At 69.9% G+C, this 20,012-nt stretch carries 20 protein-coding genes and 2 pseudogenes; 15 read left to right on the top strand and 7 right to left on the bottom strand.

Features of this window, described 5'->3' with window-relative positions; all coding sequences use genetic code 11:
* Positions 1–3: 3 nt before the first annotated feature.
* Together BLW81_RS27215 and BLW81_RS27210 are read right to left on the bottom strand one after the other, a co-directional pair.
* The gene (locus BLW81_RS27215; protein ID WP_083409893.1) at positions 4–468 is read right to left on the bottom strand and encodes an SRPBCC family protein; all 465 of its coding nucleotides are present in this window, start codon (positions 466–468) and stop codon (positions 4–6) included.
* Between the two features lie 15 nt (positions 469–483).
* Entirely contained in the window at positions 484–1,005 is a 522-nt protein-coding gene (locus BLW81_RS27210) for an Rv3235 family protein (protein WP_083409892.1), read from the bottom strand.
* 189 nt (positions 1,006–1,194) lie between these two features.
* On the opposite strand from BLW81_RS27210, the gene BLW81_RS27205 reads away from it, so the two are divergent.
* The 5 genes from BLW81_RS27205 to BLW81_RS27185 all read left to right on the top strand — a co-directional run bounded on the left by BLW81_RS27205 (position 1,195) and on the right by BLW81_RS27185 (position 7,398).
* Complete coding sequence (locus tag BLW81_RS27205) at positions 1,195–2,604, top strand: WS/DGAT/MGAT family O-acyltransferase (RefSeq protein ID WP_083409891.1); 1,410 nt, start codon at positions 1,195–1,197, stop codon at positions 2,602–2,604.
* 61 nt (positions 2,605–2,665) lie between these two features.
* Positions 2,666–4,414, top strand: coding sequence for a BCCT family transporter (locus BLW81_RS27200; protein WP_083409890.1), 1,749 nt, complete (start codon positions 2,666–2,668; stop codon positions 4,412–4,414).
* Positions 4,415–4,420: 6 nt separating this feature from the next.
* Positions 4,421–4,921, top strand: a complete 501-nt coding sequence (locus BLW81_RS27195) for a DUF6912 family protein (protein WP_157898009.1) — start codon at positions 4,421–4,423, stop codon at positions 4,919–4,921.
* A 45-nt stretch (positions 4,922–4,966) separates the two neighbouring features.
* Positions 4,967–6,103, top strand: coding sequence for a ferredoxin reductase (locus BLW81_RS27190; protein WP_083409888.1), 1,137 nt, complete (start codon positions 4,967–4,969; stop codon positions 6,101–6,103).
* A gap of 68 nt (positions 6,104–6,171) precedes the next feature.
* The gene (locus BLW81_RS27185) at positions 6,172–7,398 is read left to right on the top strand and encodes a fatty acid desaturase family protein (RefSeq protein ID WP_083409887.1); all 1,227 of its coding nucleotides are present in this window, start codon (positions 6,172–6,174) and stop codon (positions 7,396–7,398) included.
* Here BLW81_RS27185 and BLW81_RS27180 read toward each other — a convergent pair.
* Positions 7,340–7,876, bottom strand: a complete 537-nt coding sequence (locus BLW81_RS27180; protein ID WP_083409886.1) for a MarR family winged helix-turn-helix transcriptional regulator — start codon at positions 7,874–7,876, stop codon at positions 7,340–7,342. The genes BLW81_RS27185 and BLW81_RS27180 overlap by 59 nt on opposite strands.
* A 72-nt stretch (positions 7,877–7,948) precedes the next feature.
* Here BLW81_RS27180 and BLW81_RS27175 point away from each other — a divergent pair, with 72 nt between their 5' ends.
* Positions 7,949–9,202, top strand: coding sequence for a multidrug effflux MFS transporter (locus BLW81_RS27175; RefSeq protein ID WP_083409885.1), 1,254 nt, complete (start codon positions 7,949–7,951; stop codon positions 9,200–9,202).
* On the opposite strand, the gene BLW81_RS27170 is transcribed toward BLW81_RS27175, so the two are convergent.
* From BLW81_RS27170 to aroA, 3 genes are read right to left on the bottom strand one after another with little or no spacing between them, the layout of a single operon-like run.
* Complete coding sequence (locus BLW81_RS27170) at positions 9,166–9,813, bottom strand: class I SAM-dependent methyltransferase (RefSeq protein ID WP_083409884.1); 648 nt, start codon at positions 9,811–9,813, stop codon at positions 9,166–9,168. The two genes, BLW81_RS27175 and BLW81_RS27170, sit on opposite strands and share 37 nt — an antisense overlap.
* 4 nt (positions 9,814–9,817) lie before the next feature.
* Entirely contained in the window at positions 9,818–10,807 is a 990-nt protein-coding gene (gene rsgA, locus BLW81_RS27165; RefSeq protein ID WP_083409883.1) for a ribosome small subunit-dependent GTPase A, read from the bottom strand.
* Positions 10,804–12,117, bottom strand: coding sequence for a 3-phosphoshikimate 1-carboxyvinyltransferase (gene aroA, locus BLW81_RS27160; protein WP_235632360.1), 1,314 nt, complete (start codon positions 12,115–12,117; stop codon positions 10,804–10,806). Before aroA ends, rsgA begins: the two co-directional genes overlap by 4 nt.
* Positions 12,118–12,168: 51 nt before the next feature.
* Here aroA and BLW81_RS27155 point away from each other — a divergent pair, with 51 nt between their 5' ends.
* From BLW81_RS27155 to BLW81_RS27120, 8 genes and pseudogenes are all read left to right on the top strand, one after another.
* On the top strand, positions 12,169–12,915 hold the full coding sequence (locus BLW81_RS27155; RefSeq protein ID WP_083410855.1) for an SOS response-associated peptidase: 747 nt from the start codon (positions 12,169–12,171) through the stop codon (positions 12,913–12,915).
* Positions 12,912–14,422 (top strand): annotated as a pseudogene (locus tag BLW81_RS27150) (DUF7782 domain-containing protein). The gene BLW81_RS27155 and the pseudogene BLW81_RS27150 overlap by 4 nt, the downstream one beginning before the upstream one ends.
* Positions 14,423–14,462: 40 nt before the next feature.
* Positions 14,463–15,047 (top strand): TetR/AcrR family transcriptional regulator, encoded by a 585-nt coding sequence (locus BLW81_RS27145; RefSeq protein WP_083410854.1) that lies wholly within the window; start codon positions 14,463–14,465, stop codon positions 15,045–15,047.
* Positions 15,047–15,880, top strand: a complete 834-nt coding sequence (locus BLW81_RS27140; protein WP_083409881.1) for an enoyl-CoA hydratase/isomerase family protein — start codon at positions 15,047–15,049, stop codon at positions 15,878–15,880. Before BLW81_RS27145 ends, BLW81_RS27140 begins: the two co-directional genes overlap by 1 nt.
* Positions 15,881–15,973: 93 nt before the next feature.
* Entirely contained in the window at positions 15,974–16,183 is a 210-nt protein-coding gene (locus BLW81_RS27135) for a hypothetical protein (protein ID WP_083410853.1), read from the top strand.
* The gene (locus BLW81_RS27130; protein WP_083409880.1) at positions 16,180–17,043 is read left to right on the top strand and encodes an oxygenase MpaB family protein; all 864 of its coding nucleotides are present in this window, start codon (positions 16,180–16,182) and stop codon (positions 17,041–17,043) included. The genes BLW81_RS27135 and BLW81_RS27130 overlap by 4 nt, the downstream gene beginning before the upstream one ends.
* Positions 17,044–17,087: 44 nt before the next feature.
* The gene (locus BLW81_RS27125; RefSeq protein ID WP_083410852.1) at positions 17,088–17,288 is read left to right on the top strand and encodes a hypothetical protein; all 201 of its coding nucleotides are present in this window, start codon (positions 17,088–17,090) and stop codon (positions 17,286–17,288) included.
* A gap of 18 nt (positions 17,289–17,306) precedes the next feature.
* A complete protein-coding gene (locus tag BLW81_RS27120) occupies positions 17,307–18,041 on the top strand; it encodes a YqjF family protein (protein ID WP_083409879.1) in 735 nt (244 codons plus the stop codon).
* On the opposite strand, the gene BLW81_RS27115 is transcribed toward BLW81_RS27120, so the two are convergent.
* A complete protein-coding gene (locus BLW81_RS27115; protein ID WP_083409878.1) occupies positions 18,038–18,886 on the bottom strand; it encodes an SDR family oxidoreductase in 849 nt (282 codons plus the stop codon). The genes BLW81_RS27120 and BLW81_RS27115 overlap by 4 nt on opposite strands.
* Positions 18,887–19,219: 333 nt before the next feature.
* Here BLW81_RS27115 and BLW81_RS30330 point away from each other — a divergent pair.
* Positions 19,220–19,994, top strand: a pseudogene (locus BLW81_RS30330) (transposase); the annotation flags it as partial.
* Positions 19,995–20,012 lie beyond the last annotated feature (18 nt).

Raw genomic sequence — 20,012 nt, 5'->3', positions numbered from 1 at the left:
GCCCTAGGGCTCGAGGAGTGCCGCGAGGCGTTCCAGCGTCGCGCGCATGCCGTCCTGCGCCTGCGTGGCCATCGACCCCCTGCTGAGCAGCAGGCGCTGCCGGTCCTCGGAGATGTCCCACGTCTCGCGGACCAGCGTGCCGTCGGGCGCGGGTTCGAGTTCGTAGCGCCAGATCCGCCCGCCGATCAGACCCAGCGGGCCGATCGTGGTCTTCCACGCGATGCGCCGGTCGGGTTCGAACTCGACGACGGTGTTGGTCGTGCGGTACGGCAGGAACAGCGATTCCGGCCGCCCCCGCATCGACATGCCGAACCGGGCGCCCAGCGCCAGCGGCTGCGCGCCACCGGGCGCATGGTCGACGGTCCCCGAACCGTCGAACGCGGAATGCTGTGCGGCGTCGGCGAGTAACGCGAAGATCGCCGGGGCGGGCGCCGCGATGACCCGCTGCACGCTGACCGTGTCTGCCATGCGGTCAAGGCTAGGTCAGCCGATCTGCAGAGCGGTGACGCGCCAGCGGTGCCCGTCGTAGGCGATGCGCGCCGCGATCGCGCGCACCCGCGGCCCGCGGCTGTAGGTGCCGAACACCTCGGCGGCGGGGCTGTCGTCAGCGTCGACCATGCGCAACCGGACCCGGCGCAGCGTGGCCGCCGCCGACTGCGGACAGCGGGTCAGGGCGAGCACGTGCTCGGTCAGCGCCGGCACCAGCAGCGGGCGCAACTGCGCGGCCGGGCGCCGTCGGTCGATCACCTCGAGGACCCGGCGCAGCGCCGCGTCGGCGAACACGGTCGCGGACCGCGCGACGGACACCGGTGCCGGGGCGGCGCGCTGCAAATGCTCCTGACGCGGCGCCCGACCGCTTGCGGGGCTGCGGCGCCGCAGTGCCGTCGGGGTCGGCGGGGAGCAGGCGGCCATCCCGAGCGGCGGCGGCTCGAAGTCGATGACCGGGGCGACGACCGCGGTGGGCGGGTGTTCGGCGGCGGACGGATCGGTCCGGGAAGCGCTCACGGGTGTTCTCCAGCTGATCGGCGTGACGGGACGCGTCTGCCGGAGAGTCACAGACCCCTTCATGATCGCATGATTGGCAGGGGGTTCATTGCACCCGCAATGCGGGGACCCAGGGTCGGCGGCTAGCGTGGCGGGGTCTGCGACACTCGCGGCGGAACCGCGATGATCAGGGGGAGGGCTGGCACCGCGATGGTCACCAGGTTGTCGGCGGCTGACGCGGCGTTCTACCACCTGGAGAACAGCGCGACCCCGATGTACGTCGGGACGCTGTCGATCCTGCGCAAGCCCCGCAGCGGGCTGAGCTACGAGACGCTGCTCGCCACCGTCGAGCAGCGGCTCCCGCAGATCCCGCGCTACCGGCAGAAGGTGCGCGAGGTGACGCTGGGGCTGGCGCGGCCGGTGTGGGTCGACGACCCCGACTTCGACATCACCTACCACATCCGGCGCTCGGCGCTGCCGTCGCCGGGCAGCGACGCCCAGCTGCACGAGCTGATCGCGCGGCTCGGTTCCCGGCCACTGGACAAGTCGCGGCCGCTGTGGGAGATGTACCTGATCGAGGGCCTGGCCAAGAACCGCCTGGCGATCTACACCAAGTCGCATCAGGCGCTGGTCAACGGGATGACGGCGCTGGAGATCGGCCACGTCATCGCCGACCGGACGCAGAAGCCGCCGGAGTTCGGTGAGGACATCTGGATCCCGCTGCGCGAGCCCAGCGACCGCCAGCTGCTGCTCGGCGCGGTGGGCGAGTGGATCATGCGCCCGGCCGAACAGTTCGGCGCGGTGCGCTCGGCCGTCGTCGACATCGCCACCAACGCCGGCCAGCTCGTCGACGTGGGCCGCCGGGTCGTCGACGTGGCACGCACCGTCGCGCGCGGCACCGCCCCCAACAGCCCGCTGAACACCACGGTCTCGCGCAACCGGCGGTTCACCGTGTCCGGCGGGCGGCTGGAGGACTACCGGAAGGTGCGGGCGCGCTACGACTGCGACGTCAACGACGTCGTGCTGGCCGTGGTGGCCGGTGCGCTGCGCAACTGGCTGATGTCGCGCGGCGAGCCGGTCACGTCGTCGACGAAGGTGCGGGCGATGGCGCCGATGTCGGTGTACCCCGACGCCGAACTCGACGCGACCGGACCCGGCCAGGCCATCAGCGAGGTGTCCCCGTTCTTGGTCGACCTGCCGGTCGGCGAGGGCAACGCGGTGGTGCGGCTGTCGCAGATCGCCCACGCCACCGAGTCGGCGTCCACCGCGGCCAGCCTGGTCGACGCCAGAACGATCGTGACGCTGTCGGGTTTCGCCCCACCGACCCTGCACGCGATGGGAATCCGTGTCGCGACGACGTTTTCGGCGCGCCAGTTCAACCTGTTGCTCACCAACGTGCCCGGCGCGCAGCACCAGATGTACATCGCGGGCACCAAACTTCTCGAGACGTACGCGGTGCCGCCGCTGCTGCACAACCAGGTGCTGGCGATCGGGGTGACGTCGTACAACGGCACGGTCTACTACGGCATCAACGCCGACCGCGACGCGATGAGCGATGTCGACGTTTTGCCCGATCTGCTGCGCGAATCGCTGGAGGAGCTGCTCGAAGCCGCGAAGTAGAGCGGTCCGTGCGTTTGCCGGATTGACGGGCGAACCGCTTAGGGGGTCGAATTGGTCCACCATGACTGTGCGCCCTGAGAACGAGAAGAGTCCGACAGCCCGCGCAGCCGAACGGGCATTCAAGTCACCATCGAGCGACGTGGTACCCCATCCGGTCCTCGACCAGCCGGTCGAATCCGAGGCCTTCCGGTCGCGGGGGATCGACTGGATCGTCTTCGGCGTCACCGCCGTCATCGCGATCGCGTTCCTGGTGTGGGGGTTCGTCAGCACCGCGTCGCTGGCCACCGCCTCCGGCAACGCGCTGACCTGGGTGATGGACAACACCGGCTGGCTGTTCGTGCTGACCGCCTCGGGGTTCGTCGTGTTCACCCTGTGGCTGGCGATCGGCCGGTACGGGTCCATCCCGCTGGGCCGCGACGACGAGGAACCCGAGTTCAACGGCGTGTCCTGGGTCGCGATGATGTTCAGCGCGGGCATGGGGATCGGCCTGATGTTCTTCGGGGTGGCCGAACCGCTCTCGCACTTCGCGACGCCGCCGCCCGGCACGGGCCCGGCCGACAATCCCGACGCCGTGCAGAACGCGATGGCCACCACGCTGTTCCACTGGACGCTGCATCCGTGGGCGATCTACGCGGTGGTGGGCCTGGCAATCAGCTACGGCGTGTACCGCAAGGGCCGGCTGCAGCTGATCAGCGCGGCGTTCGAACCGCTGATCGGGTCGCGGGCGAACGGCCCGTGGGGCAAGGTCATCGACATGCTGGCGATCTTCGCCACACTGTTCGGATCCGCTGCCTCACTTGGTCTGGGCGCCTTGCAGATTCGCAGTGGGCTGCAGATCGTCGGCGGCATCGGCGAGACCGGCAACACCATCCTGGTCGTGATCATCACGGTGCTGACCGTCGCGTTCGTGCTGTCGGCGGTGTCGGGTGTCGCGCGCGGCATCCAGTGGCTGTCCAACATCAACATGGTGCTGGCCGTGCTGCTCGCGCTGTTCGTATTCGTCGTCGGCCCAACGGTTTTCATCCTCAACCTGCTGCCGACCTCGCTGGGTAGCTACCTGGCCGACATCGCGATGATGTCCGCGCGCACCGGCGCCGAAGGTGCCGACGTCAACGAGTGGCTGCAGTCGTGGACGATCTTCTACTGGGCGTGGTGGGTGTCGTGGACCCCGTTCGTCGGGATGTTCATCGCGCGAATCTCGCGGGGCCGCACCATCCGTCAGTTCGTCGCCGGTGTGCTGCTGGTGCCCAGCCTGGTGTCGCTGGTCTGGTTCGCGGTGTTCGGCGGGTCGGCGATCCGCCAGCAGCAGGACGGTATCGACCTCGCCGGCGAGGGCAGCATCGAGGCCCAGCTGTTCGGGCTGCTCGAGAACTACCCGATCGCGACCATCGCCAGCGTGCTGGTGATGGTGCTGGTCGCGATCTTCTTCGTGTCGGGTGCCGACGCCGCGTCGGTGGTGATGGGCTCGCTGTCCGAGCGCGGCACCATCAAACCCAGCCGCAGCACGGTGATCTTCTGGGGCGTGGCGACCGGTGCCGTCGCGGCGGTGATGCTGCTGGTCGGCGGGGAGGACGCGCTGACCGGCCTGCAGACCATCACGATCATCGCGGCGCTGCCGTTCGTCCTGGTGATGGTGGGCCTGGCGGTGGCGCTGGTGCGGGATCTGCGCCGCGACCCGCTGGTGGTGCGCAAGAAGTACGCGGAGGAGGCCGTCGACAGCGCGGTCATCCACGGCGTCATCGAACACGGCGACGACTTCATCATCTCGGTCGAGAAGGACCCGGCGAGCGGAAGCGGCGCGGACGGCTAACCTCGCCTGGTGCGCGTCTACATCCCGGCGACCCTGGCCATGCTGCAACAGCTCGTCGCCGACCGGGCGCTGCACGCCCGCAGCGGCACTGCGTTCGCCGTGACACCGGCGCTGCGCGAGTCCTACGCCGAAGGCGACGACGAGGAGCTCGCGGAGGTGGCGCGGCGCGAGGCGGCGCTGGCGTCGCTTCGACTGTTGGGTGGGGAGGGCGCCGGTGAGCTGCCGCCGCGGCGCGCGGTGCTCGAGGCCGAGGCCGACGACGTGACGCTGCGACCCGATCTCGACGCCGCCGTGGTGCGGCTGGCAGGCGCGGTCGCGTTCGACGATGTGATCGCGGCCTACGTCGACAACGCCGAGGCCGAGTCGGCGGTGCTGGCCGCCGTCGACGCGGTCGACGACGCCGACCTGGGCGACGAGGACGCCGAGTTCGTCGTTGGTGACGCGCAGGACCACGACCTGGCCTGGTACGCACCGCAGGAGCTGGCGTTCCTGCTGGAACTGCTCTGATCTGGGGTGGATACGGGAGCGTAGGTTACGGTACCGTAGGTTTCCATGGCCAAGAATCACATCAAAGTCTCGGCCAATGTCGCCGACACTCTCCGGCCGACGGTCGTCGGGGCGGACAAGCATCCGGGCTGGCACGCCCTGCGCACGCTGGCGCAGCGGATCACCACGCCGCTGCTGCCCGACGACTACCTCAAGCTGGCCAACCCGCTGTGGTCGGCGCGCGAACTGCGCGGCCGGGTGCTCGACGTCCGGCGTGAGACCGAGGACTCGGCGACGTTGGTCATCAAGCCGGGGTGGGGGTTCACCTTCGACTACGAGCCGGGCCAGTACATCGGCATCGGCGTGCAGATCGACGGCCGCTTCCGGTGGCGGTCCTACTCGCTGACCTCGGCGCCGTCGCGGACCAGTCGCACGATCACGATCACGGTCAAGGCCATGCCCGAGGGGTTCCTGTCGACGCACCTGGTCGACGGGCTGGCCCCCGGCACGGTGGTGCGGTTGGCCGCGCCGCAGGGCAATTTCACGATGCCGGACCCGGCGCCGGCCAAGGTGCTGTTCCTCACCGGCGGTTCCGGCATCACGCCGGTGATGTCGATGCTGCGCACGCTGGCCCGTCGTGACCAGATCACCGACATCGTCCACTTGCATTCCGCCCCAACCGAATCCGATGTGATGTTCGCCGCCGAGCTCGGCGAGCTGGCCGCCGCGCACGCCGGCTACCGGCTGCAGGTCCGGGCCACCCGCACCGAGGGCCGGTTGGACCTGGCGCGGCTGGCCGACGACGTGCCCGACTGGCGCGAGCGTCAGACGTGGGCGTGCGGTCCCGAAGGCATGCTCGACTCCGCCCAGCGGGCCTGGTCCGATCAGGGCCTGGCCGAGAACCTGCACCTCGAGCGGTTCGCGGTGGCCAAGACCGCCGTGCACGGTGCGGGCGGCACCGTGGAGTTCGCGCGCAGCGGCAAGACCGTGGACGTCGACGCCGCGACGCCGTTGATGGACGCGGGGGAGCAGGCGGGTGTGCGGATGCCGTTCGGCTGCCGCATGGGCATCTGCCAGTCGTGCGTCGTCGGCCTGCTCGACGGCCACGTACGCGACCTGCGGACCGGGGTGGAGCACGAGCCCGGCAGCCGGGTACAGACCTGTGTATCGGCCGCGTCGGGCGATTGTGTGCTCGATGTCTGAGGTTTACTGGCTAGTAACCTACGGGTACGTAGGTTACGGTAGCGTAGGACGCGAGAGGAGGCTCGACTGTGGCAATTACTGACGTTCCGGAGTTCGCACATCTGACCGACGCGGACATCGAGAGTCTGGCCGTGGAGTTGGACGCGATCCGACAGGACATCGAGGACTCCCGCGGTGAGCGCGATGCGCGGTACATCCGCCGCACGATCGCCGGCCAGCGTGCGTTGGAGGTCGCGGGCCGCCTGATGCTGGCCGCGAGTTCGCGCCGTTCGGCCTGGTGGGCGGGCACCGTCACCTTGGGCGTGGCCAAGATCATCGAGAACATGGAGATCGGCCACAACGTCATGCACGGCCAGTGGGACTGGATGAACGATCCCGAGATTCACTCCTCGACGTGGGAGTGGGACATGAGCGGGTCGTCCAAGCACTGGCGCTTCACCCACAACTTCATGCATCACAAGTACACCAACATCCTGGGCATGGACGACGATGTGGGCTACGGCTTGCTGCGCGTCACCCGCGATGCGAAGTGGAAGCCGTTCAACCTCGGAAACGTGCTGTACAACGCGATTCTCGCGCTCGGTTTCGAGTGGGGCGTCGGCCTGCAGCACGTCGAGCTCGGCAAGATCTTCAAGGGCCGGGACAACCGCGACGACAGCAAGATGCGGGCCCGCGAGTTCGCCGCCAAGGCGGGCGCGCAGGTGGTGAAGGACTACGTCGCCTACCCCGCGTTGACCTCGCTGTCGCCGGGTGCGACGTACCGGTCGACGCTGACGGCCAACGCCGTGGCGAACGTGATCCGCAACGTCTGGTCCAACGCGGTGATCTTCTGCGGTCACTTCCCTGACGGCGCCGAGAAGTTCACCAAGACCGACATGGTCGGCGAGTCCAAGGGGCAGTGGTACCTGCGCCAGATGCTGGGCAGCGCCAATTTCGAGAACGGCCCCGTGCTGCGCTTCATGAGCGGCAACCTGTGCCACCAGATCGAGCATCACCTGTATCCGGACCTGCCCAGCAACCGGTTGCATGAGATCTCGACCCGCGTGCGGCAGGTGTGCGACAAGTACGACCTGCCCTATACGACGGGTTCGTTCCTGGTGCAGTACGGCAAGACCTGGCGCACGATCGCCAAGCTGTCGTTGCCGGACAAGTTCCTTCGCGACACCGCCGACGACGCACCCGAAACCCGCAGCGAGCGGATGTTCGCCGAACTGGAGCCGGGCCAGCGCCGCGGGCTCAAGTCGGCGATCGCGGCCGCGCGGGCGCGGAGGCGCGAGAAGCGCCTGGCTGCCTGACGTTTCGAGGCTCCGGGTGGGTGACCTGAGCAGCCCGCCCGGACGCCACGACCTCGCGGGTCAGTTCCCGCATCGCGGGGATCGCGTTCAACAGTGCGGCGACGCTGTCGGGCGCCAGCGGTGTCAACGCGGCGGTGACGGTGCCGAGCACCGCGTCGTCGATGGCCTCGCGCTCGGCGAGGGCCCGAGAGCTGGGTTGTAGCACTGAGATTCGGCGGTCGTGCTGGTGCTGGCGTTTGTCGACCAGCCCACGTTCGGCGAGTGAGCGCACCGCCGCGCTGACATTGCTCGACTGCATCGCGATCTGTGCTGCGACCTCGGACACGCTGCTGCCGGGCCGATCCATGATCGCCCGCAGCACCGCCAACTCCGACGAGGGCAGCGGTTCGACACCCGCCTTGGCCGGTCCTAGCCGGGCGATGCGCCACGCCAGCTCGTGCAGCACACCCGCGAGTTCGCGGACCGAGGTGTCATCCATCACATCAGCTTACATATGAGGACATATCTATTGCACGATAGATATGTCTGTATAGCTATCTGCAAGGATCCCATGACACTCCGAACGCGGCCGAAAATCTCGGCGCTGCTGATCATCGTGCTCGCGTTGCTCAACGCCGTCACCCCGTTGTCCATCGACATGTACCTGTCGGCGTTCCCGCGCATGGCAACGGAATTCGGCACGGCGGCGTCGTCGGTGCAACTCACCCTGACCGCCTTCCTCGTCGGCCTGGCCTCGGGTCAGCTGGTGATCGGGACACTTTCGGACCAGTTCGGGCGCCGGCGTCCGCTGATCATCGGCAGCGTCGCGTGCCTGATCGCCACCGCGCTGTGCATCGTCGCGCCGTCGATCGGCGTCCTCATCGCGCTGCGGTTCGTGCAGGGCCTCACCGGTGCGGCCGGGGTGGTGATCTCCCGTGCGATCATCGCCGACCGGTCCCGCGGCGCGGAGGCGGCGCGGCTGTTCGCGGTGATGATGCTGATCGGGGTGCTGGCACCCATCATCGCCCCGGTGCTGGGCGGCACGATCGTCACCGGATTCGGTTGGCGTGCCGTGTTTGTCGCGCTGGCGGCGATCAACCTGCTGATGGTGGCGGGCGTGGTGTTCCTGGTCGACGAGTCACTGCCGCCGGAGCTGCGCCGACCGGGTGGACTGGGCAACCTGGCGAGCAGTGCCCGCAGCGTCCTGGGCAACCGGTACTACCTCGGCTACACGCTGACCATGGCGTTCGCCGCGGCGGGGATGTTCGCCTACATCTCGGCGTCGCCGTTCGTCCTCCAGAACATCATCGGGCTCTCACCGCAGGCCTACGCATTCACCTTCGGCGGGTGCGCGATCGCCGTCGGGGTCAGCAGCGCGATCTCGGCGCGCGTGGTCGGGCGCTTCGGCCCGCGGCGCGTACTGGTGTTCGGCGTGGCGGCCATGGTGGTGGACGCGACGCTGATGCTGGTCGACGTGACCGTCGGCGGGGTGACGCCCTGGGCGACCGTCGCGCTGATGGCCGGCTTCATGGCCGCGGTCGGCTTCGTCTACGCCAACGCGACCAGCCTGGCGGTCACCGAGGTCCGTCATGCCGCCGGGTCCGGCTCGGCGGTGCTCGGCTTCCTGCAGTACGGCACGGGCGCGGTGACGCCGCCGCTGGTGGGGCTGGCCGGCAGCAGCAGCGCGGTGCCGATGGGCGTCGTGATGTTCGGCGCGGCGGCGGCCGCGGCGGTGGCGTTGTTCGCGCTGACCCGCGGCCACGTGGTCGCCGAGGACGACGCGGAAGATCAGCAGTTCGCGGACGTCGTCGAGGCGACGAGGTAGGCCTGCGGCGTGGATTCGAGGCCGTCGTCGTCGGCGGACCGCACCATCCGCGCGTAGGGGTGCAGCCCCGCGTCGGCCAACAGCCGCTCGACCGCCTCGGGCCGGCGCCGGTGGAAGGTCAGGTCGACCGGCTCGCCGAACGCCTCGGCCAGCACCCGCGGCTCGTCGCCCACCTGGAAGGCCAACAAGGCGCGGCCGCCGGGCCGAAGGACGCGGCGAAATTCCGAGAACACCTGCGGCAGTTGCTCATCCGGGATGTGGATCACCGAGTACCATGCGCAGAGACCGTCGAGATGGTCGTCGGGGAAGTCGAGGTTCAGCATCGATCCGACCTCGAAACGCAGGCCGGGGTTGAGCCGCCGCGCCTGATCGATCATGTTGGGAGACAGGTCGATCCCGACGACGTCGACCCCGCAGTCGGCGAGGATGCGCGAGGTCGCCCCGGTGCCGCAGCCGACATCGGCGACGAGTCCGCCGGGACGGATCAGCCCAGCGAACCCCGACAGCATCGCGAGGTCGAGCGGCTTGTCGCGGAGGTGGTCGTGGAACCGTTCGGCATAGGCGGCGGCGGTCGCGTCGTAGCCGTCTCGGGTACGGCGCAGGAAGTTCACCGGGCTACCAGGCGGTTGACTCGTGCAGTGCGGCCAATAGTCGCCGGGCGGCGGCGACGCGGTCGACGGCCGGTCCGGTCAAGGTGTCCAGCGCGCACTCGGGGTCGGCGGGCGCGCCCATGTGCCCACAACCGCGGGGGCAGTCCTTGATCGCCTCGGCCAGGTCCGAGAACGCCAGCAGCACGTCGTCGGGTTCGATGTGGGCCAAGCCGAACGACCGGATGCCCGGCGTGTCGATCACCCATCCGCCCGACGCCAGCGGCAGGGCCACCGACTGCGTCGACGTGTGCCGCCCCCTGCCGATGTCGGTGACCGCGCCGGTCGCCCGATCCGCCTCCGGCACAAGCCGATTCACCAGCGTCGACTTTCCGACGCCGGAGTGGCCGAGCAGCACCGTCACCCGGTCGGCCAGCAGCGGGGCGACCGCGTCGAGCGGATCGTCGCGGCCCGCGGTGGTGACGGTCAGGTCGAGGTCGGCGAACTGCGCCGCGAACGGTTCCGGCGCGGCCAGGTCGGTCTTGGTCAGGCACAGGATGGGGTCCAGGCCGCCGGCATAGGCCGCGATCAGCGCCCGTTCCACCAGCCCGGTGCGCGGCGGCGGGTCGGCCAGCGCGACGACGATCAACAGCTGATCGGCGTTGGCGACGACGACGCGCTCGCTGGGATCGGTGTCATCGGCGGTGCGGCGCAACACCGTTCGCCGGTCACCGCGGCGCACGATGCGGGCCAACGTGTCCGGACGCCCGGACAGGTCGCCGACGATCCCGACTTCGTCGCCCACGACGATCGGCGTGCGGCCCAACTCCCGCGCGCGCATCGCGGTGACGCGCCGGTCGGGGTCACCGCCGAGCGCGCAGCCCCACCGGCCCCGGTCGACGGTGACGACCATCGCCTCCTGCGCGTCGGCGTGGTCGGGCCGATTCTTGGTCCGCGGCCGCGAGCCCCGACCCGGTCGCACCCGGACGTCGGACTCGTCGTACTCGCGCGGGCTCAAGCCGGGCCGACCTCCGTCGTCTGGCCCGCGAGCATGTCGGCCCACAGGTGCGGGAAGTCGGGGATCGTCTTGCCGGTCGTCTCGATGTCCTGCACCGCGACGTCCGAAACCCGCAGTCCCACAATGGCGCCCGCGGTGGCCATCCGGTGGTCGGCGTAGGAGTGCCACAGCCCGCCGTGCAGCGGCCGGGCGGTGATGACCAGCCCGTCGGCGGTCTCCTCGCACTGCCCGCCCAGGGCGTTGATCTCCGCCGACAGCGCGGCCAGCCGGTCGGTCTCGTGACCGCGCAGATGCGCGATGCCCGTCAGATGTGACACCGCACCGGGGGAGGCCAGCGCGGCCAGTGCCGCCACTGCGGGCGCCAGCTCGCCGACGTCGTGCAGGTCGACATCGATGCCGTCGTACACCTGGGCGCCGCACACCTCGAGATAGCTATCGCCGTGGCGCACAGTCGAACCCAGCTTCTTGAGGATCGCGACGATGGTGTCGGCGGGTTGGGTGCTGACCCGCGGCCACCCGGTCAGACGCACGGTGCCGCCGCTGACCACCGCCGCGGCCAGAAACGGCACCGCGTTCGACAGGTCCGGCTCGATGACCCAGTGCCGGGCGGCGATCGACCCCGGCGCCACCCGCCACCGGTTGTCCTGCGTGTCGTCGACGTCGACGCCCGCGTCGCGCAGCATCGCCACCGTCATCGCCACGTGCGGCGCCGACGGCACCGCATCGCCGGTGTGCTCGACGGTCAGCCCGTCACGGAAACCCGCGCCGGACAACAGCAGCCCCGACACGAACTGCGAGGACGCCGACGCGTCGATCCGCACGGTGCCCCCGGCGACCGCCCCGCCGCCGCGCACGGCGAACGGCAACCCGTCGCCGTCGATGTCCACGCCGAGCCCACGCAGGGCGTCGAGCAGGGGGGCGATCGGGCGAGCCCGGGCCTGCTCGTCGCCGTCGAACGTGATCGTGGCGGTGCCCAGCGCCGCGACCGGCGGGACGAACCGCAGCACGGTGCCCGCCAGCCCGCAGTCGATGCGGGCGCCGTCGCGCGGGTCGATCGCACCGCCGATGGTCAGTTCGTCGGCGGCGCCCTCCACGGTCACCCCGAGTGTCTGCAGCGCGCCGATCATCAGATCGGTGTCGCGGCTGCGCAGCGCCCCGCCGATCGTCGACGGGCCCTGCGCGGTGGCCAGGGCCGCCAGCACCAGCGCCCGGTTGGTCTGCGACTTCGAACCCGGGACGGTGACCGTCGCGTGCACCGGACTCGAACTCGTCGGTGCAGGCCAGGCCTCCCGCGGTGCGGGTTCGTCGATGTTCACGGCTCCCATCTTCCCCTGTCGGCGATGCGTGCCACCATGGGATTCATGTGTGGACGTTTCGCGGTCACCACCGACCCGGCGCTGCTGGCCGAGAAGATCAAGGCGATCGACGAGACCACCGGCGGCACGGAGACCGGCCCCAACTACAACGTCGCGCCCACCACGACCATCAGCGCCGTGGTCAAGCGGCACAGCGAGCCCGACGACGAGGCCACCCGCCGCGTGCGGTCGATGCGCTGGGGCCTGGTGCCGCCGTGGGCCAAGGCCACCGGCGACGGCACCCCGGAGACGAAGGGACCGCTGCTGATCAACGCCCGCTCCGACAAGCTCACCACCTCGCCGGTGTTCCGCACGTCGGCCAAGAACAAGCGCTGCCTGGTGCCGATGGACGGCTGGTACGAATGGCGGGGCGAGAAGGGCTCCAAGACGCCCTTCTTCATGTACGCCGGCGACGGTGAGCCGCTGTTCATGGCGGGGCTGTGGTCGACGTGGCGGCCCAAGGACAGTCCCAAGGACGCAGCGCCGCTGCTCAGCTGCACGATCATCACCACCGACGCCGCCGGGCCGCTGTCGGAGATCCACGACCGGATGCCGTTGACCATCAGCCAGCGCGACTGGGACCGCTGGCTGGACCCCGACGCGCCGATCGACGAGGGGCTGCTGCGCGGCCACGGCGACCTGGACCGGGTGCAGATCCGCGAGGTCTCGCGGCTGGTCAACAGCGTGCGCAACAACGGGCCGGAGCTGATCGAGCCTGCCGAACCGGAGCCGCAACAAGGCACGCTGCTTTGACGGTCCCGGTCGATGCGGCCGTGGTCGACGCACTGGCCGCCGACCTGCGCGCGGCGGGATACACCACCGACGGGGTGGCCGACCTGCTCGGCGAGGACGCCTACGCGGCATTCGCCAAGGGCGTGTGGTGGCCGGCGGCGCGCGCGACCGAGCGGGCCCTGAGCGGCGACGGGCGCCGACTGGCGGCGGTGGTGCGGCTGTTGCTGCTCGGGTCCGACGAACCCGCCGACCTCGTCTCCGAGGCGCTGCCGACCGCCGGCGTCGACGCCCTGCGCGCCAACGGCGTCATCGAGTCGGTCTCATCCGGAACGGTCCGCGCCGCGCTCGACATCCGTCCGCACAGCGACGGCCGGCACGACTTTTTCGTCGTCTCGGATCTGGACGCCGCGCTGCGAGCAGGCCCGGTCCGCAGCGACCACGTCCTCGGCATCGGCGGCGCGTCGGTGTCGTTGGCGCGCGCGGTGATTCGGCAGCCCGTCGAACGCGCGCTGGACCTGGGCACCGGATGCGGCATCCAGGCGCTGCACCTCGACGCGCACTGCGAGCAGATCGTCGCCACCGACACCAACGAGCGCGCGCTTGCCCTGGCGGGGGCCACCGCGCGGCTCAACGGCATGTCCTGGGACCTGCGCGCAGGCAGCCTGTTCGAGCCGGTGGCAGGTGAGCGGTTCGACCTCATCGTGTCCAATCCGCCGTTCGTGGTCGGCGCCGGCGCGCGGGACTACATCTATCGCGACTCCGGTCTGGTCGGAGATACGCTGTGCCACAACCTGATTCAGCAGGTCGGCGGCCATCTTCAGCCGGGTGGCACCGCGCAGATCATGGCCAACTGGATCGTGCGCCGCGACGCCGACTGGCGGGACCGGGTGCGCGGCTGGCTCGCCGACACCGGCCTGCACGCATGGGTGGTGCAGCGGGAACTCGCCGATCCGGTCAGCTATGTGTCGCTGTGGACGTCGGATGCCGGCGAGACACCCCCGAGCAGGCCGCGCACCGCGGCGGGCAGTGGCTCGACTGGTTCGCCGCCGAGGGCATCGCCGGCGTCGGCATGGGCGTCATCGCGCTGCGCGCCCCGCGGCCGGGGGAGACGCGGACCCCTGAGCACATCCTCGAGGAGATCACCGGCGCCGACGAGGCCCCGACCGGAGACGAGATCGAGGCATTCTTCGCGCGCCGCGACTACCTGAACGACACCACCGACGGGCAACTGCTCGCGGCCCGGTTGTCGACCGCACCGGTGTTCCTCGAGGAGCACTCACTCCCCGGACCTGATGGCTGGCAGTCGGTCGGGGCGGCCGTCCGTCGGCCCGGCGGGCCCGGCGCCGTGCTCGGCGTCGACGAGGTGAGCCGCGCGCTGCTGGCGGGTTGCCGCGGCGAGGTGCCGCTGGGCACGCTGCTCGATCTGCTGGCGTCGGTGCACGGGGTGGACGCCGACGCGCTCGCGCAGGCTGCGCTGCCGCTGGTGCGCGAGGCAATCGGCCGCGGCATCCTCTACCGGGCACAGTGACCTTGACAGAGGATTCCTCGGTAACAGTAGAGTGATCCTCGTGCCTGCCAGGAGCGACGCCCGGGCCCGATTGCTGGCTGTCGCGCGGCGCCGGTTCGCCGCCGACGGTGCGCTGTCGGCCACGCTGGACGAGGTGCGCCGAGAAGCGGAGGTCAGTGTCGGCGCGCTGTATCACCATTTCCCGGACAAGGTCTCGCTGGCCACCGCGGTGTTTGCGCAACTGCTCGGCGAGTATCAGACCGGGTTCGTCGCGATGTTGCGTAAACACGACACCGCCGAGGGTGGCATCCGCGGCGGCGTCGCCTATCACCTGCGCTGGGTGGCCGCCCACCGCGCCGAGGCGGGCCTGCTGCTCGGCCCGCGCCTCGACAGCACCGAGCTGCGGGAGTCCAACGAGCAGTTCTTCGCCGCGATCGGCGACTGGTGGCGACCGCACCAGCGGTACGGGGTTCTGCAGCCGATGAGCGTCGCGATCACCGCGGCGCTCTGGCTGGGTCCCGCGCAGGAGTACAGCAGGCACTTCGTCGCCTCCGGCGCCCGACGCCTACCGCAGGGCACGATCGAGGTTTTCGCCGACGCCGCATGGGCGGCGTTGCGCGCCAAGGACACCGAGGAGGACGCATGATGGCCGAGAAGGATTGGCTGTACCGGGCAATGGTGGCGGCCGGTGACGACCCCGACGCGCCGCAGCGGGTGCGTGTCGAGCACCGCGGGGACCGCGCCGTCGTCATCCTCGACGAACCGCGGCGGCTCAACGTGCTCTCTGCGCCGCTGGTGCGCCAACTGCGGCGGGCACTGACCGATCTGGAGGCCGACCCCGACGTGCGCAGCGTCGTGCTCACCGGCGCCGACCCCGGTTTCAGCGCCGGTGGCGATCTGCAGATGATGGACGCCGCGATCGAGCAACTCGGCGCTGCGGAGGGGGCCGCCGACATTTGGCGCTGGATCCGCCGCGAATTCGGCGGCATCGCACGGCTGATCGCCGGATCGGACACCATCTTCGTCGCCGCGCTCAACGGGGCGGCCGCGGGTGTCGGGTTGGCCTGGGCGCTGACGTGCGACCTCGTCATCGCCAGCGAGCACGCGGTGATCGTGCCCGCCTTCGGCCGGCTGGGGCTGCTGCCGGAGGTCGGCACCAGCTGGGCACTGACGCAGCGGCTGGGGTATCAGGGGGCGCTGGCGTATTACCTGCGCGGCGAGCACCTCGACGCTCGCGCCGCCCAGCGCCTGGGCCTCGTGCAGGAGGTCGTCGCACACGATCGGCTGGCCGAGGCTGCCGACGAGTGGTGCACACGCATCGCCGCCCTGCCGCCGCATGCGGTCGCGATGACCAAACCGTTGCTGCGTGCCGCTGCCGACGCCGACTGGGCCGGTGCGCTCACGCTCGAGGAGTTCGCCGAACCGGTCTGCTTCACCACCGCGGCGTTCGCCGACAGCGTGCGCTCCATGCTGTCCTGAGGCTCTGCCGATTGCTCGAATCGCCTGACAGTCCCTGAATGGGCATTAACATAGTGGCGGTCAGGCGAGTGAGAGGACGGCATGCTCAGCGCGGTGAAGCGGGTCCTGAGTTTCGAGATGACCATCGCCGAGTGGATCGGCACCGCACTCATGCTGGCCGCGCCGTATGTGGTGGTCGGGATGGTGTGGACGGCGTTCAACACCGACCAGGTCTCCGCGACCGGCGTGGCCTGGCTCGTCCAACTGCTCGGCTCGGTCGCGTTCTGGCCGGCGATGGTGTTCTCGGCGGTGTGCGTCGCATGACCGACCGCTACCGCATCTCCGTTCGGCGGCGCACCGCGCGGTGGGACCCCGAGGCCGACGTGTCGGCCGCCGACGCGATGGACTTCTGGGCGTTCGCGGCCGGCGCGGCCAACGTGATCATGCAGTTGTCTCGGCCCGGGGTCGGCTACGGCGTGGCCGAGAGCAAGGTGGACTCGGGCAATCTGCTCAAGCATCCGTGGAAGCGTGCGCGCACGACGTTCCAGTACCTGGCGGTCGCGGTGCTGGGCACCGCCGAGGACCGCGCCGCGTTCCGCGAGGCGGTCAACTCCGCGCACCGGCACGTCAAGTCCGGACCGGACAGCCCGGTCCGCTACAACGCGTTCGACCGTGATCTGCAGATGTGGGTCGCCGCATGCCTTTTCGTCGGGCTCGAGGACACCTACCAGCTGCTGCGCGGCGAGATGACACCGCAGCAGGCCGAGCAGTTCTACCGCTCCGCCTGGCCGCTGGGCACCACGCTGCAGGTGAGCGAGGACCAGTGGCCGCCGACGCGCGCCGAGTTGGACGAGTATTGGCGCACCGCCTGTGACCGCGTGGCGATGGACGATCTGGTTCGCGGCTACCTGCGCGACCTGATCAACCTCAAGATGATCAACCCGCTGCTCGGCCTGCCGTTTCGGCCGCTGCTGAAATTCCTCACCACCGGTTTCCTGGCCCCGGTGTTCCGCGACGCAATGGGCTTGCGCTGGAGCCGCTTTGAGCAGTTCCTCTTCGAGGCGTTGTTCCTGCTGGTGGCATTCGTCAACCGCTTCATGCCGGTGTTCATCCGTCAGGGCGGCAGCTACGTGCTGCTCGCCGACGTGCGGCGCCGGGTCCGCTCACACAAGGCGCTGGTGTGACGGCGCTGCGTCGCCTGCTGAGCCGCCGGGTCAGCGTCGAGGCGATGATCGAAACGGTGATGTGGCTGGCGATCCCGTACCTGCTCATCGGGCTGGTGTGGGCGTTCTTCGACGCCGAACAGGTGCAGCTGATCGACACCGCGCTGCGCACCCGCATCCCCGCGGGCTCGGACATCGGGGCGTTCCTGCTGACCGCGGCGTTCTGGCCGGCCCGCCTGCTCGGTATCGAGTTGTGCGTCGCCTGAACGTGCCACGATGAGATCGTGGACGACCAGCCGTCCGGGTTCCCCGACACCGCCACCGCGGTGCCGCGCCCTGTCATCTCCGAACACCGTTGGTGCGACGTCACATTCGTGCACTGGCCGGTGCGCCCGGACAGCGTCGCACCGCTCTACCCGCCGGGCACCCGTCCGGACGTCTTCGCCGACGGGCTGACCTACGTCGGCCTGGTGCCGTTCCACATGCGCGCGACCCGGATCGGGCGTCGCGTCCCGCTGCCCTACTTCGGCACGTTCGCCGAGACCAATGTCCGGTTGTACTCGATCGACGCCGACGGCCGCCACGGCGTGCTGTTCCGGTCGCTGGAGACCGCGCGGCTGGCGGTCGTGCCCACCGTGCGCCTCGCCCTCGGCGTCCCCTACACGTGGGCGAAGATGCGCATCGACAGGACCGCGGACACCATCACCTACCGCAGCGAGCGGCGATGGCCGCGACGTGGACTGTCCAGCACGGTGACGGTGCGCATCGGTGCCCCGATCAGCCCGACCCCGGTGGAGGTGTGGCTGACCGCCCGCTGGGGTGCGCACACCCGCAAGGCCGGCCGCACGTGGTGGGTGCCCAACGAACACGACACCTGGCCGCTGTGCGAAGCCGAAATCCTGGATCTGCGCGACGATCTCGTCGCCGCCGCCGGTGTCACACCGGCCGGGCCGAGGCCGCGGGCGCTGTTCACCACCGGGGTGCACGCCCGGTTCGGCCGGCCCTGCGTCGTCGCCTAGGGGCCGGTGTATCCGGGCGGGTTGGGGGAGTCCACCCACAGATCCACGCCCAGTTCGGCGCCGGGCACGCAGTTGTACACCGACAGGTCGGTCACGCCCGATTCGAGCAGGACGTCCTCACACAGCAGCGAGTTGCCGGTGAACTCGCGGGCCGACTTGTTGAGGATCACGTACGCGGCGTCGGCGTAGACGTCGGGAGTGCGGGCGCGGCCCATCGCCTCGTCGCCGCCGAGCAGGTTCTGCACCGCCGCGGTGGCCACCAGCGTGCGGGGCCACAGCGTGTTGGACGCGATCCCAGCGTCGCGCATCTCCTCGGCGATTCCCAACGCGCACAACGTCATCCCGAACTTCGCCATCATGTATGCGGTCGGCTTGAGCCACTCGGACTCGAGCCGGATCGGCGGCGACAGTGTGAGCACGTGCGGGTTCTCCCGGCCCTTCATGTGCGGCAGGCACGCCTGCGTCACGGTGTAGGTGCCGCGCACCTGGATGCCGTTCATCAGGTCGAACCGCTTGAGCGGGACCTCTTCGACCGAGCCGAGATTGATCGCCGAGGCGTTGTTGACGCAGATGTCGATGCCGCCGAACTTCTCGACCGTCTGTGCCACCGCGGCGGCCACCGACTCGCCGTCGCGTACGTCGCCGACGATCGGCAGCGCCTGCCCGCCGACCTCCTCGATCTCCTCGGCCGCGGTGTACACCGTGCCGGGCAGCTTGGGATGCGGTTCGGCGGTCTTGGCGATCAGCGCGATGTTGGCCCCGTCGGCGGCGGCCTTCTTGGCGATCGCCAGGCCGATACCGCGGCTGGCGCCGGAGATGAACATGGTCTTCCCGTTGAGCGACATGGCCGCCACTCTATTGGTGCCCCGAGCCCGAGTGTGGGATTGTGTCACGCCGTCGCGCGCGAAAGCGTGCGGGTAACCCGACTTATATGTGTGTCACGGCGTGGTGAGCGGGATTGCAGCCCCTAGCGTGCCGTAGCAGACCGGAGGGAATGACTCGCGGTAACCCTGTCACCCGAGGTTTGGGTTGACTCCAACGTGGTGTGTCACCCCTCCGGTCTGCGTTCGCGGCGTGACTCGAGAGATGCATGACCACAAGCTGCTTTGCGAGGTACTTGAAGTCGGATTGTCCGCCGCGGATTCCCCACCCACATCAGCGAAGGGAACCCGCACTCCATGATCGTCATCGGTGTTGATCCGCACAAGTCGACACACACCGCCACCGCCTTGGACCCGAGCACCAACTCCGATCTGGGGTCGCTGCGCATCGAGGCATCAGTTGCCGACTACGAGCGCCTGATCGGCTGGGCGAAGGTTTGGCCCGAACGGACCTGGGCGATTGAGAACGCCGACGGGCTCGGACACCACTTGGCGTTGTGGCTGCTGGCACGCGGTGAGGTCGTCTTGGACGTTTCGGCCACCGCGACCGCGCGCGTACGGGAACTCTCCCGCGGCGGCCGGCGCAAGAACGACCGCATCGATGCCGCCGCCGCGGCCAGTGTCGCCGCGCTGCAGGGCGATGCCCGCCCCGTTCATTCCGAGACCACCACCGACTCCCTGGCGCTGCTAGACGAGCGCCGCGCTGCGTGGACTTCGTCCCCGCACTGGCACCGACCGGGTTCGGCTGGAGCTGGCCAAAGACCTCATCGCCGACGTGCGTCGTCTCGACGACCAACTCGCCGCCAACGCCGCCAAGGAGAGCGCCCTGCTCGAGGAGCACGGCACCAGGTTGCAACAGATCGACGGCGTCGGACCCATCCTCGCGGCCCGCATCCTGGGCCGCACCGGATCGGCCGTCCGGTTCGCCTCGGCCGCGGCGTACACGAACTACACCGGCACCGCACCCGTGCAAGTCGCCAGCGCCGACTCCTCCCAGCATCGGCTGTCCCGCTACGGAGACCGACAACTCAACTGCGCGATCCACACCATCGCGATGGTCCAGATCCGCATTGAACTACCCCAGGTTTTC

This window comes from Mycolicibacterium rutilum (genome assembly GCF_900108565.1).
Classification (GTDB): Bacteria; Actinomycetota; Actinomycetes; order Mycobacteriales; family Mycobacteriaceae; genus Mycobacterium; species Mycobacterium rutilum.
This window is presented reverse-complemented; position numbering and strand designations above follow the sequence as displayed.